The organism is Streptosporangium sp. NPDC002607 (assembly GCF_053592655.1).
The window spans coordinates 40,796-52,785 of the sequence record NZ_JBSFWD010000055.1 but is presented as its reverse complement, the minus strand read 5'-3'; the positions used below and the strand labels follow the sequence as shown (position 1 = coordinate 52,785).

Annotated in this window: 12 protein-coding genes and 1 pseudogene; 7 read left to right on the top strand and 6 right to left on the bottom strand. The window is 71.5% G+C overall.

The genetic code is table 11. The annotated features are described in order from the left end of the window. Positions 1 to 139: 139 nt before the first annotated feature. Positions 140 to 268, bottom strand: coding sequence for an LLM class flavin-dependent oxidoreductase (locus ACWD3H_RS39310; RefSeq protein ID WP_355569687.1), 129 nt, complete (start codon positions 266 to 268; stop codon positions 140 to 142). A gap of 440 nt (positions 269 to 708) precedes the next feature. On the opposite strand from ACWD3H_RS39310, the gene ACWD3H_RS39305 reads away from it, so the two are divergent. From ACWD3H_RS39305 to ACWD3H_RS39295, 3 genes and pseudogenes are all read left to right on the top strand, one after another. Further along, positions 709 to 3,099 (top strand): ATP-binding cassette domain-containing protein, encoded by a 2,391-nt coding sequence (locus ACWD3H_RS39305; protein ID WP_451958633.1) that lies wholly within the window; start codon positions 709 to 711, stop codon positions 3,097 to 3,099. Between the two features lie 112 nt (positions 3,100 to 3,211). Beyond that, positions 3,212 to 3,661, top strand: a complete 450-nt coding sequence (locus ACWD3H_RS39300) for a helix-turn-helix transcriptional regulator (protein WP_451958630.1) — start codon at positions 3,212 to 3,214, stop codon at positions 3,659 to 3,661. Between the two features lie 5 nt (positions 3,662 to 3,666). Then, positions 3,667 to 3,792 (top strand): annotated as a pseudogene (locus ACWD3H_RS39295) (VOC family protein); the annotation flags it as partial. Positions 3,793 to 3,873: 81 nt separating this feature from the next. On the opposite strand, the gene ACWD3H_RS39290 reads toward ACWD3H_RS39295, so the two are convergent. Together ACWD3H_RS39290 and ACWD3H_RS39285 are read right to left on the bottom strand one after the other, a co-directional pair. Then, a complete protein-coding gene (locus ACWD3H_RS39290) occupies positions 3,874 to 4,461 on the bottom strand; it encodes an Rv1733c family protein (RefSeq protein ID WP_451958629.1) in 588 nt (195 codons plus the stop codon). Positions 4,462 to 4,593: 132 nt separating this feature from the next. Then, the gene (locus ACWD3H_RS39285; protein WP_355563747.1) at positions 4,594 to 4,851 is read right to left on the bottom strand and encodes a hypothetical protein; all 258 of its coding nucleotides are present in this window, start codon (positions 4,849 to 4,851) and stop codon (positions 4,594 to 4,596) included. Between the two features lie 113 nt (positions 4,852 to 4,964). Between ACWD3H_RS39285 and ACWD3H_RS39280 the strand changes: the two genes are divergently transcribed. Next, positions 4,965 to 6,326, top strand: coding sequence for a serine hydrolase domain-containing protein (locus ACWD3H_RS39280; RefSeq protein ID WP_451958628.1), 1,362 nt, complete (start codon positions 4,965 to 4,967; stop codon positions 6,324 to 6,326). Here the strand turns inward: ACWD3H_RS39280 and ACWD3H_RS39275 are convergent. Beyond that, positions 6,269 to 7,174, bottom strand: coding sequence for a LysR family transcriptional regulator (locus tag ACWD3H_RS39275; protein WP_451958627.1), 906 nt, complete (start codon positions 7,172 to 7,174; stop codon positions 6,269 to 6,271). The two genes, ACWD3H_RS39280 and ACWD3H_RS39275, sit on opposite strands and share 58 nt — an antisense overlap. Before the next feature lie 77 nt (positions 7,175 to 7,251). Between ACWD3H_RS39275 and ACWD3H_RS39270 the strand changes: the two genes are divergently transcribed. Further along, positions 7,252 to 7,974 carry a CTP synthase C-terminal region-related (seleno)protein gene (locus tag ACWD3H_RS39270; protein WP_451958626.1) on the top strand — a complete coding sequence of 241 codons (723 nt, stop codon included), beginning with the start codon at positions 7,252 to 7,254 and terminating at the stop codon, positions 7,972 to 7,974. 163 nt (positions 7,975 to 8,137) lie between these two features. Here the strand turns inward: ACWD3H_RS39270 and ACWD3H_RS39265 are convergent, their stop codons facing one another. Next, positions 8,138 to 9,025: a LysR family transcriptional regulator gene (locus ACWD3H_RS39265; RefSeq protein ID WP_451958625.1), complete on the bottom strand. Its 888-nt coding sequence runs from the start codon at positions 9,023 to 9,025 to the stop codon at positions 8,138 to 8,140. A gap of 150 nt (positions 9,026 to 9,175) precedes the next feature. On the opposite strand from ACWD3H_RS39265, the gene ACWD3H_RS39260 reads away from it, so the two are divergent. Then, complete coding sequence (locus ACWD3H_RS39260) at positions 9,176 to 9,961, top strand: cytochrome P450 (RefSeq protein WP_451958624.1); 786 nt, start codon at positions 9,176 to 9,178, stop codon at positions 9,959 to 9,961. Continuing rightward, entirely contained in the window at positions 9,958 to 10,779 is an 822-nt protein-coding gene (locus ACWD3H_RS39255) for an isocitrate lyase/PEP mutase family protein (RefSeq protein WP_451958623.1), read from the top strand. The genes ACWD3H_RS39260 and ACWD3H_RS39255 overlap by 4 nt, the downstream gene beginning before the upstream one ends. Here the strand turns inward: ACWD3H_RS39255 and ACWD3H_RS39250 are convergent. Further along, positions 10,739 to 11,725, bottom strand: a complete 987-nt coding sequence (locus ACWD3H_RS39250) for an ArsR/SmtB family transcription factor (protein ID WP_451958622.1) — start codon at positions 11,723 to 11,725, stop codon at positions 10,739 to 10,741. The two genes, ACWD3H_RS39255 and ACWD3H_RS39250, sit on opposite strands and share 41 nt — an antisense overlap. Between the last annotated feature and the right edge of the window lie 265 nt (positions 11,726 to 11,990).

Genomic DNA, 11,990 nt, shown 5'->3' with positions numbered 1-11,990 from the left:
GCTTCGCTGAGCGCGCCGACGTCAACGCGGCTCGTAACATCGCCTCACGCGGTGTCACAAGCTGGGCAGTGAGTCACGCTGCCTGACGCGGACCAGACCGTCGAAGCCACCGACGGCGAGGAGCTGCAAGCTCAGCCCTTCAGGGCTGAGAAGCTGACCCGATGGAGGCGAGCTCCTGCGCGGCCGTGACCGGGCGGCGGAAGGCGGGTAGCGGCGTCGCCGTGCCGAGCGTGACGCGCTCGGTCGCCGACGCGAGGGCGGCGAGCATGGCCGGCGACAGGTCCGGCACCTACCGGCACCACGCGGCGCGCGCGACGGCGGGGATGCCGCCATGCGTGGCGAAACAGGTGACCAGACCGATCAGGAATCGAGAAGCGCGGGTCATGGAGCCGCAACTAGCCTGACCGCCATGGACATCACCATTCACGCGAGCTTCCTCTCGCACTGCGCCCCGGATGCCTCCCCGGCCTTTGGGGCCGGGCCACGCCCGCGACGTGTCCATGATCGAGATCGGCGCGCTGCCGCAGGAGCGGGGTGACCGGTTCGTCGCGCCCCCCCGGCCGACACGCTGATCAGGTAGACAGCGGACCGTTGCCGCGACCGCGCCGACGAAGGAGAACCAGACATACTGCTCAAAGCTGGTCAGATCAAGCCAGGCGACGCCGATGGGGACCGTGAAGGCGACCCCGCTTAACAGATGGAGACATGATGAGTATGGCCACGAGGACGGACACGCAGTCGCCTGCGCTGCACATTGCCGACAGCCACGATCTGATCCGCGTGCAGGGCGCGCGCGGGAACAACCTCAAGGACGTCAGCGTCGAGATCCCGAAGCGCCGGCTGACGGTGTTCACCGGCGTCTCCGGCTCGGGCAAGAGCTCGCTGGTGTTCGGCACGATCGCCGCGGAGTCGCAGCGGCTGATCAACGAGACCTACAGCGCCTTCGTGCAGGGCTTCATGCCGACGCTGGCACGGCCCGAGGTCGACGTCCTCGAAGGGCTGACGACCGCGATCATCGTCGACCAGGAGCGGATGGGGGCCAACCCCCGCTCCACGGTCGGCACCGTCACCGACGCCAACGCGATGCTGCGCATCCTGTTCAGCCGGCTCGGCCGGCCGCACGTCGGCTCGCCCCAGGCCTTCTCCTTCAACGTCGCCTCCATCAGCGGAGCGGGTTCGGTCTCGTTCGAGCGCGGCGGGAAGAGTGTGAAGGAGCGGCGCGACTTCAGCATCACCGGCGGCATGTGCCCGCGGTGCGAGGGCATGGGCCGGGTCACCGACATCGACCTGTCCCAGCTCTACGACGACTCCAAGTCGCTCAACGAGGGTGCGCTCACGATCCCCGGCTACAGCATGGACGGGTGGTACGGCCGGATCTTCAGCGGCTGCGGCTTCTTCGACCCCGACAAGCCGATCCGCAAGTACACCAAGGCCGAGCTCCACGACCTGGTCTACAAGGAGCCGACCAAGATCAAGGTCGACGGCATCAACCTGACGTACGAGGGCCTGGTCCCGAAGATCCAGAAGTCGATGCTGTCCAAGGACAAGGAGGCGCTGCAGTCGCACGTCCGGGCCTTTGTGGAGCGGGCGGTGACGTTCACCTCCTGTCCCGAGTGCGGCGGCACCCGGCTCAGCGAGGCGGCCCGGTCCTCCAAGATCAAGGGGATCAGCATCGCCGACGTCTGCTCGATGCAGATCAGCGACCTGGCCGACTGGGTGCGCGGTCTGGACGAGCCGTCGTTGGCGCCGCTGCTCATCGCGCTGCAGCAGTCCCTCGACTCCTTCGTGGAGATCGGGCTGGGCTACCTGTCGCTCGAGCGGCCGTCGGGCACGCTGTCGGGCGGCGAGGCACAGCGCGTCAAGATGATCCGCCACCTCGGCTCCGCGCTCACCGACACCACCTATGTCTTCGACGAGCCCACCATCGGCCTGCACCCCCATGACATCCAGCGGATGAACGACCTGCTGCTGCGGCTGCGGGACAAGGGCAACACGGTGCTCGTCGTGGAGCACAAGCCGGAGACGATCGTGATCGCCGACCACGTCGTCGACCTCGGCCCCGGCGCCGGTACGGCGGGCGGCACCGTCTGCTTCGAGGGCACCGTCGAGGGGCTGCGGGCCAGCGGCACCCTCACCGGCCGCCATTTCGACGACCGGGCCGTCGTCAAAGAGAAGGTGCGCAAGCCCACCGGCAAGCTGGAGATCCGCGGCGCGACGGCGAACAACCTGCGCGACGTCGACGTCGACATCCCGCTCGGGGTGCTCGCCGTCGTCACCGGCGTCGCCGGCTCCGGCAAGAGCTCGCTCGTGCACGGGTCGATCCCCGGCCGCGCAGGTGTGGTCTCGATCGACCAGGGCGCGATCCGCGGCTCGCGACGGAGCAACCCGGCGACCTACACCGGACTGCTCGACCCGATCCGCAAGGCGTTCGCGAAGGCCAACGGCGTGAAGCCGGCGCTGTTCAGTGCCAACTCCGAGGGCGCCTGCCCCACCTGCAAGGGCGCCGGCGTCATCTACACCGACCTGGCGATGATGGCCGGCGTCGCCACCACCTGCGAGGAGTGCGAGGGCAAGCGGTTCCAGGCATCGGTGCTGGACCACCACCTCGGCGGCCGCGACATCAGCGAGGTGCTCGCGATGTCGGTGACCGAGGCCGAGGAGTTCTTCGGCGCCGGCGAGGCGCGCACGCCGGCCGCGCACGCCATCCTCGACCGGCTCGCCGACGTCGGGCTCGGCTACCTCAGCCTCGGCCAGCCGCTCACCACGCTGTCCGGCGGCGAGCGGCAGCGGCTCAAGCTGGCCACCCACATGGCCGAGAAGGGCGGCGTCTACGTCCTCGACGAGCCGACCACGGGCCTGCACCTCGCCGACGTCGAGCAGTTGCTCGGCCTGCTCGACCGGCTCGTCGACTCCGGCAAGTCGGTCATCGTCGTCGAGCACCACCAGGCGGTCATGGCGCACGCCGACTGGATCATCGACCTCGGCCCCGGCGCCGGCCACGACGGCGGCCGGATCGTCTTCGAGGGCACACCCGCCGACCTCGTCGCCGCCCGATCCACCCTCACCGGCGAGCACCTCGCGGCCTACGTGGGTACCTGACCGAGGCCCTCGCGGACACCGTGAGACGAGTTCTCTCATCTGTTTCGACTCGTCCCGACCGGTAAAGAGGCGTGTTCAACCTTTACAAGTCGTATATGGCACGATCTCACAGGTGACCAGCAGACCCGCCGCGGCGCAGCGCCTGAGCGACCTCGCGCGGCTGCGCCGCGTCCGCGACCGGATCGACCGGGAGTACGCGCAGCCGCTGGACGTCGAGGCGCTCGCCCGCGGCGTGAACATGTCCGCCGGGCACCTCAGCCGCCAGTTCCGGCTCGCCTACGGCGAGTCGCCGTACTCCTATCTGATGACGCGGCGCATCGAGCGCGCGATGGCGCTGCTGCGTCGTGGCGACCTCAGCGTCACCGAGGTCTGCTTCGCGGTCGGCTGCTCGTCGCTGGGCACCTTCAGCACCCGCTTCACCGAACTGGTCGGCATGCCGCCCAGCACCTACCGGCACCACGCGGCGCACGCGACGGAGGGAATGCCGCCGTGCGTGGCGAAACAGGTGACCAGGCCGATCAGGAATCAAGAAGCGCCGGTCACCGAGCCGCACCTAGCCTGACCACCATGGACATCACCATTCACACGAGTTTCCTCCCGCACGACGACCCGGACGCCTCCCTGGCCTTCTAGCGCGACACCCTCGGCTTCGAGGTCCGCAACGGCGTCGGATACGACGGGATGCGCTGGATCTGGGCACGGTACAGCTCGCCCTTCTTGCCGTGGCAGATCTTGCGGGCCAGGGCGTGGCGGCCTTCCTCTGCACGGCAGAGATCAGCCCTGCTTCGGCCTGTGCCATCGCTGGTCGGCGAGGGACCACGCCCTCTCCCACTCGGCGTCACGGTAGCGGTTCAGCAGCACCCGGAGGCCGACCAGGAAGACCAGCAGGATCATCGAGATACACGCCATCACCCCGATCGCGGTGAGCGTGGCGACCGTGACCGTCTCCACGCGGCTCTGCGGGGGGTCGGTGGGCCTGCCCGCGGCATCCAGCCAGATCTCGGTGCGCGAGCCGACCGGTACCGCCGAGGGGAGCACGACCTGGCCGGTGCGCGGGGTCCCGTTCGCCGCCGTCCAGCGCACCGTGCGCGCCTGCCCGCCGAGGCCAGGCTCCGTCGGGCGGGCCGTGCCCACGACCTCGGCGGCGACCGCCCGCCGGTGGGGGGCGGCGAGCTCGGCCCGCAGGCCGTCCTGGTAGGCCTGCCGGCCGAGCCCGATCGCCGGCCACAGCCCGGCGACGAAAAGCAGCAGGCTCACCAGCACGGCGACTGTCTCGATCCGGTCCGAGCGTCTGCGCAAAGGGTTGCTGTCGAACCGATGCAGGCGCAGACGGCACCGGATCCGGTAGCCGAAGGAACTCATCGGGCCACCTCCCCCGTGGTGTTGCCTCCACCGTGCGGCGTGCGTACCCGGCGTACCAGGGTCTTTGGCTGGCTGTGGTCAGAGCCGAAGGTCCCTCTCCCGGCGAGAGCGGGCGCCGCCGGGCACCCGGTCCTAGCCTCTGCCTGGCTCGTCCTCCCCGGTCGTGAGGGGGCTCCAGGTGTCGGTCGGCGGGGCCGGTGTGGGCACGTGGCGCAGGTGGTCGCGGAGTTTGCCGAGGTCGGGGTGGTGGTTGACGGTGTGCCAGGCGAGTGACCACGGGTAGACGGGTGTGGGGTGGCGGATGGGAATGCGCTTGAGTTCGTGCCTGGTGGGCCAGGCGATACGGGTGCGCGAGCCGACGAAGGTGGCCAGGGTCGCCGTGGCCGACATCGTCTTCATCGGGGCCGGCGGCGCGCATCTCGCGGAGCCGCCGGCGATGCCCTCCGGGCTCGAGCGGCACTAACCTGGGGACACTTCTTGTCGTGTCGGGGAGGAGCCCTCTCATGTCGCCGGTTCTGGAGAGTACGGCTCGCGCGCTGCTGCGCAGGGTCGCGGCGGAGCAGTCCCAGGGGCGCCTGCCCTCGCTGGCCGCCGGGGTGGTGCGCGACGGGGAGCTGGCCTGGTTCGGCGCGCGAGGCCGGGTGGAGGGGGCCGCCCCCACCCCCCTCACCCAGTACCGCATCGGCTCGATCACCAAGAGCCTGGTCGCGGTCGTGGTCATGCGCCTGCGCGACGAGGGGAAGGTGGATCTGCTCGACCCGGTCTCCAAGCACGTCCCCGGTCTCGGGGTCGGCGTCGGCGAGGTGACCGTCGCCCAGTTGCTGTCGCACACCTCCGGGCTGAGTGCCGAGTCGCCGGGCCAGTGGTGGGAGCGGACCCCCGGCGTGCCGGCCGAGGAACTGGTCGCCGCGCTCGGGCCCGACGCCGCCAAGCACCGTCCCGGGCGCCGCTACCACTACTCCAACGTGGGCTTCGCCCTGCTGGGCGAGCTGGTGGCCCGCCACCGCGGCGTGAACTGGGCGCGGGCCGTGGACGAGGAGATCCTACGGCCGCTGGGTATGCGCGACACCACGCCCCGGCCGCGCGCGCCGCACGCGTGCGGCTACGCCGTGCACCCCTGGGCGGACGTACTGCTGCCCGAACCCGAGCATGACGCGGTCGCCATGGCTCCCGCCGGGCAGCTGTGGTCCACCCCCGCAGATCTTGCCCGGTGGGCGGCGTTCGTGGCCGGCGACACCGGCGGCGTGCTCGCCCCGGCCACCGTGGCGGAGATGCGCGAACCCGCGACCGTCGACGACGGCGACGCCTGGACCGGCGGGTACGGTCTGGGGCTGCAGCTGGCCCGCGCGAACGGCCGCCGCCTGGCCGGTCACACCGGCTCCATGCCGGGCTTCCTGACCACTGTGTGGGCCGATCCGTCCGACAGGGTCGGCGTGCTGTTCATGGCCAACTCCACCTCGGGTGTCAGCCGCGCTCTGCTGACCGACCTGCTGGCGATCCTCGACCAGCACGAGCCGCGCCTGCCCGAGGAGTGGGCGCCCGTCGCCGACAGCGCGGGCCTGCTGGAGCTGACCGGCCCGTGGTACTGGGGGCCCAGCGCGTACGTGCTGCGGCTGCTGCCCGAAGGCGGTGTCTCCCTCAACCCGGTCGGTGGCACCGGCCGGGCCTCCCGGTTCGCCGCCCAGACCGACGGGACCTGGCTGGGATTGGACGGCTACTACGCGGGTGAGACCCTGCGTGTGGTTCGCGGGCCTGACGGCTCACCCAGCCACCTGGATCTCAACACCTTCGTCTTCACCCGTACCCCCTACGACCCGCGGGCGGAGGTGCCCGGCGGGGTGGACGAGGGCGGCTGGCGCAGCTGAGCGGCGAGTGCGGCGGCCTGGCCCGCGGGCTCGGCGTACAGGACCTCCACCCGGTGCACCACCCGCGGCGCGGTCAGCGGCACCCCCCGCGTCACTCCTGCCGTCACCGAGGCGGGCAGCAGGACCAGGCCGTTCCCTGCGGCGGCCAGATTCAGCACCGTGTGCAGGTCCTCGCCGTCGTAGCGCAGCGCGGCGCGAAACCCGCCCCCGCCGGCCAGCTCGCGCAGCCGCTCCACCGGTACGGCGACCGGCGCCCGCAGCCACAGCGCGTCGGTCAGGTCGGTCAGCGCCAGGCCGCGCCGGTGTGAGAGCGGGTGGCCGGTGGGCAACACCACCACCAGCTCTTCCTCGGCGACCCCGAAGCCTGACAGCGGCCCCACGTCCGGCAGCCGCAACGGATCGCTGGGCGCGGTGATCCCGTCGACGAGGCCGAGGTCGGCCGATCCCGAGGAGACCTCGCCGGCGACGCGCTCACGGGCGACGGTGCGCAGCCGCACCTCCACCCCCTCCAGAGCGGCCGGGGACAGGCCCCGTGCGATCGCCGGGACGCAGGCCAGCGGGGAGGCCGCCACGGTCAGCCGCCCGGCCGGGCCCGCGGCGGCACGCAGCACGTCGGCGCGGGCGGCCCGGTGGCGCAGCAGCAGCGGTCCGGCGTGTTCCAGCAGGCGCTCCCCCGCCGGGGTGGGCACCACCGGACGGCGGCTCAGCAGCGCCAGTCCCAGGTCGGCCTCCAACGCGGCGATCTGCTGGGAGACCGCCGACTGGGTGTAGCCGAGCTCGGCGGCGGCGGCGGAGAAGGAGCGCCGGTCGGCGACGACCACGAACGTGCGCAACAGATGCGGGTCCACGGAGCATCAGTATCGCTTATCGACCCAGCAGGAATCATCGTTGGCGCTTACCCTGGCAGCCGGGCCAGGATCGGGGCATGACCACCGCGAGGATCGCCCTGGTAGGCGACAAGTCACCGGCCGTCCAGTCTCACACCCGCATCCCCACGCTGCTGGAGGCGCTGCGTGAGCGCGACGGGCTGAACCTGGACGCCTACTGGATCCCCACGACCGACACCGCCGGCCTGGAGGGGTTCGACGGCATCTGGATGGTGCCCGGCAGCCCGTATCGCAGCGAGGCCGGCGCGCTGAACGCCGCCCGCACCGCCCGCGAGCACGGCATCCCGTTCCTGGGCACCTGCGGGGGTTTCCAGCACGCCCTGCTGGAGTACGCGCGCAATGTGCTGGACATGTCCGTCGCGCACGCCGAGAACGATCCGGGTGCCGAGAACTTCCTGCTGCTACCGCTGGCGTGCTCGCTGGCGGGCCACGAGAACACCGTCCTGCTGGAGCCGGGGTCGCTGGCCGAGAGGGTCATCGGCGCAGAGAAGAGCGTGGAGAGGTACTACTGCACCTTCGGCCCCAACGCCGGCTACGTGCCCGCCCTGGAGGCGGGTGGGCTGCGCTTCACCGGTCACGACGAGGCGGGGCTGGTGCGGGTCCTGGAGTTGCCGGAGCACCCGTTCTTCCTTGCCACCCTCTTCCAGCCGGAACTGGCCGGCGACGGGCGCCGCCCGCACCCGGTCATCGGCGCCTTCGCCTCGGCGTCCGTCAGCCGGGCCAGGTCGGCCGCGCGTGGCGGACCTGTTCGGGGGGCATGACCGGCGGCCGTGAGCGCACCACCTTCTGACACCGTTTCTCATGCGAAATCGCTGGTGGAGCGGGTTGTGACGCTGCATTGAGCGAAGGCCGGCGTCCACGAGAGGGTGCCGTGGGCGCCCGCGATTCACGGGCCTCCGGGTTATGTCGAGGACTCCGGGAGCGCTACGGCGAGCCCTGAGTGAACGCCCGCCTGCTGTGGGCGAGCAACTCGCGCACAGCGGGGTTGTGCGTGCTCCTCCAGATCAGGGTGAGCAGGGCGGGTGCTTCGACGTCGTCGATGAGCAAGGTGGTGAGCCGGTCGCGGTAGTGCGCGGCTATCGACTCGCTGAGGATGGCGACGGCGAGCCCGCGGGTGGCGAGATCGGCGATGGCGTCGGCGGCGCTGGCCTGCAGCGCGATCACCGGTTGGAGGCCCTGCGCGGCGCAGGCCTGGTCGAACACCGTGCGCAGGCCGGTGCCCGGCGGCATGCACACGAGCGGGTGGGCGCCCAGGTCGCGCAGGGTGACCCGGCGCCGCCGGGTCAGGGGATGCCCGGCGGGGACCGCCGCGACGAGCCGCTCGCTGATGATCGTCAACGCGTTCACCCCCTCCGGGGCGGCGGTCGCGGTCCCGGTGAGAGCCAGGTCGACGGTGCCGGCGCGGACCCCCTCGACGAGCCGGTCGGAGTTGTCCTCCAGCAGGGAGATCTCCACGCCGGGATGGGCTCGGTGGAACGCGGCCAGGGCGTCGAACAGCGGTGTGACGGTGCAGCCGATGACCATGCCGACGGTGAGCCGGCCCCGGATCAGGTCGGTCACCTCGCCCACCGCCTGGCCGAGGGCCCCGGCGGCGGCGAGCGCGGCGCGGGCGTGTGCGAGCGCGGCCTTTCCCGCGACGGTGAGGGTGGCGGTGCGCGCCGACCGGTCGAAGAGTTCGGCGCCGAGTTCACGTTCCAGCTGGCGGATCTGGGCACTGACACCGGACTGGCTGATGTGCACCCGCTCGGCCGCCCGGGTGAAGTTCTGCTCCTCGGCGACCGCGACGAAGTATTCGAGCTGCCTCAGTTCCATGCCTGGAGATTCTAGCTACCGGAATATCCATCTTTTGGACTTCTGGTCGGCAGGTGGCCGCCCCGGGAGGAGCCGAAGTCCCGGAACCGCCGTCGGGCCTCGTGGACGCTTCGGTGAGCGCCGAAGCGTCCGGCCCCTAGCCTGCCGGTCATGACATCTGACCCGCTGGTGGTGAGCGGCCACGCCGAGGTACGGGCCGTGCTGGCCGATCCCCGGTTCACCGTCGACCCCGTACCGCGGCCGCCGTTCGCGCTGAACGTGGCATGGTTGCGCGGTGCGGTCGGCCGCTTCGCCGAGGGATCCACGCACGCCGAGCGCCGGGCCGCCGGCGAGGCGGTGCTGGCCGGGCTGGACCCCGACGCGCTACGCACCGAGGCGTTCCGGCTCGCCTCACGGGACGCCGGCCCGCTGCCCTGTCCCCCGGAACTGGTTCCGGTGCTGGTGCTGGCCGTCGCGCTGGGAGTGCCGGCCCAGGACGGGCCACGGGCCGTGGAGGCCGTCACGGCGCTCGCCCCGGCCTACCTGCCGGGGCGCGAAGAGGTGGACCCCGAGGCCGCCGATGAGGGACTGGCGCGGCTGGCGCGACTCCTGGGCGATCCGGCTCCTGAGCGGCTGGCCGTGCTGGCGGGACTGCTCGCCCAGGCATGCGGCCCCACAGCCGGGCTGGTCCGCGGCGCGCTGGCCACGGCGTTGCAGACAGGGGAGCAGACGGTGGAGGAACTGCTCGACGAGACGTTGCGCCGCGATCCTCCGGTCCGGACGCTGCGGCGCAGGGCGCCCGGCGACGGGAGGGCCGTGGTGCTCGACATCGCGGCGGCCAACCGGGATCCGCGCGCTCTGTCGCACCTGACGTTCGGCGCGGGGCCACGGGCCTGCCCCGGCAGGCGGGTGGCGCTGGCGCTGGCGGCCGGAACGGTCGAGGCGGTGGCCCGATGACATTCGAGCGGTTCAGGGCACTGCACCACGCGGATGAGCCGTTGCTGCTGCCCTGCGCATGGGACCACGCCTCCGCGGCGGCGCTGGCACGGGCGGGGTTCGCCGCGATCGGGACGACAAGCCTGGGGGTGGCCGCCGCCGCGGGCAAACCGGACGCAGGGCGGGCGACGCGGCAGGAGACGCTGGCGCTGGCACGGACGATCACGGGGCTGGGGATCCCGGTGACCGTGGACATCGAGGCAGGGTTCGGCGAGACACCCGGCCAGGTGGCCGACCTGGTGGCGCAACTGGCCGGGCTGGGGGTGGCGGGGATCAACCTCGAAGACGGGCGCGGCACCGGCCTGGCGGATGCCTCGGCGCAGGCGAAACTGATCGCCGCCGTCAAGCGACGGGTTCCCCAGGTGTTCCTCAACGCGCGGACCGACGCGTTCTGGCTGGACCTGCCGGATGCGCGGGCACTGGCGCTGGCCAGGGCCCGCGCCTACACCGAGGCGGGCGCCGACGGGGTGTTCGTGCCGGGCGCGAGCGCCGAGCACGACATCGAGGCGTTGGTGGCGGGGACCGGGGTGCCGTTGAACGTGCTCGTCCGGCCCGGCGTGCCGGTACGACGGCTGGCCGATCTGGGCGTGGCCCGGATCAGCTACGGGTCGCTGCTGTTTCGGGCGGCGCTGCACGCGGCCGTCACCACGGCGCTGGGCGTGGCCGGTGGTGAACCGGTCACCGCCGGCGTCCCGTCCTACGAGCAGGTCGAGGCACTGCACCGCTACCGGCTGGATGTCAGACGGCCTGGTAGAGGAACTCCAGTCCAAGAGGCGTGAGCCGGTGCCTGACGGTGTTGCCGCACCGCTCGCTGGCCACGAGCCCGGCGGCGCGTAGGAGCGAGGCGTGCTCGCTCGCCGAGGCCGGCGAGATGTCGAGGGTCCGTGCGATCTCACCTGTGGTGCGGACGCTGTCTCGCAGTGTCCGCAGCACCAGGGCGCGCGTACGGCCGAACAGCCGCCTCAGCACCTCCTCGGTCGGCCCCGTTCCCTGGGCGGCCCGGGTCAGGAACGACATCGGCTTGTGGCCGACCGGATACAGGAGCACCGGCGGCAGGGAGGGGTCGTGGAAGGTCACCGGGTTGACCGCGCAGAAGAACGCGGGCACCAGCACCAGGCCACGGCCCCGCAGGTCCAGTTCCTGGTCGTTTCCGTAGGCGACCGCCACGGTGGTACGAGGGGCCCTGCGGGCCGACCGCTGATCTCGAAGCCGCAGGATCGGGGCCACCGGCCCCTGGGCTGCGTCGCCGATCGATGTCGCGCTGCGCTCGGCGACCTGCGAGATGTAGCCCCAGTACGGCTGCAGTGCCATGTCGAAGTAGGTACGCATCGACCTGCCCAGTGCGCGTACGGCCACGCTGTCCTTCCGGGCCAGCGCGACCGTCCAGGATGGACGCCGACCGTCGCCGAATCGCAGGTCGAGGTCCTCGACGATGCGCCAGCGGGGGGTGTCCAGCACCGCGGCGATGCCGTCTTCGGGATTCTCCCCTCCCACCAGAGGGCTGAGGAAATCCGGCGAATAGCCCTCCGGTGGTACGACATCCAGCAACATCCTGGTCTGCGGCGCCATCCGGGACAGCACCTTCTGTCTCCACTGCCCGAAGACGAGTTCGTCGGACGCCGCCCCCAGCATGTACAGGCTGAGCACGATCTCCCACAGGGGGTCAGGTTTGGAGACGACACGGAGCCGCTCCCAGTCCTGAGGGGAAAAGTGGATGCGCAGCATCCCGTGTTCTGTCTCGCTCTCCCCCGGAACCCACGCGCGGAGCGGCTCACCTGATCGCCCGCGATGGTCCGTCGAGGCGAACTTTCCGAATCCGTTCTCGTTCCACGCCCACCCGCGCCCGGGCTACACCGGGTGGTCTGACATCGGCTATCAACAGGCGAAAAATCGGTCATCCGGCGTGACGGCGGACGGTCGAACATCGAGCGTCATGTTTTCTGACTCACGCCAGCAGTATGCCGAGGTGCGAGCGTGATGTCGATCGCCA

Coding starts and splice junctions, on each gene's coding strand:
- ACWD3H_RS39270 (WP_451958626.1), top strand. CDS start 7,252: ATGACCACCGCGAGGATCGCCCTGGTAGGCGACAAGTCACCGGCCGTC.
- ACWD3H_RS39265 (WP_451958625.1), bottom strand. CDS start 9,025: ATGGAACTGAGGCAGCTCGAATACTTCGTCGCGGTCGCCGAGGAGCAG.
- ACWD3H_RS39310 (WP_355569687.1), bottom strand. CDS start 268: ATGCTCGCCGCCCTCGCGTCGGCGACCGAGCGCGTCACGCTCGGCACG.
- ACWD3H_RS39260 (WP_451958624.1), top strand. CDS start 9,176: ATGACATCTGACCCGCTGGTGGTGAGCGGCCACGCCGAGGTACGGGCC.
- ACWD3H_RS39255 (WP_451958623.1), top strand. CDS start 9,958: ATGACATTCGAGCGGTTCAGGGCACTGCACCACGCGGATGAGCCGTTG.
- ACWD3H_RS39280 (WP_451958628.1), top strand. CDS start 4,965: ATGTCGCCGGTTCTGGAGAGTACGGCTCGCGCGCTGCTGCGCAGGGTC.
- ACWD3H_RS39250 (WP_451958622.1), bottom strand. CDS start 11,725: ATGCTGCGCATCCACTTTTCCCCTCAGGACTGGGAGCGGCTCCGTGTC.
- ACWD3H_RS39285 (WP_355563747.1), bottom strand. CDS start 4,851: ATGTCGGCCACGGCGACCCTGGCCACCTTCGTCGGCTCGCGCACCCGT.
- ACWD3H_RS39305 (WP_451958633.1), top strand. CDS start 709: ATGAGTATGGCCACGAGGACGGACACGCAGTCGCCTGCGCTGCACATT.
- ACWD3H_RS39290 (WP_451958629.1), bottom strand. CDS start 4,461: ATGAGTTCCTTCGGCTACCGGATCCGGTGCCGTCTGCGCCTGCATCGG.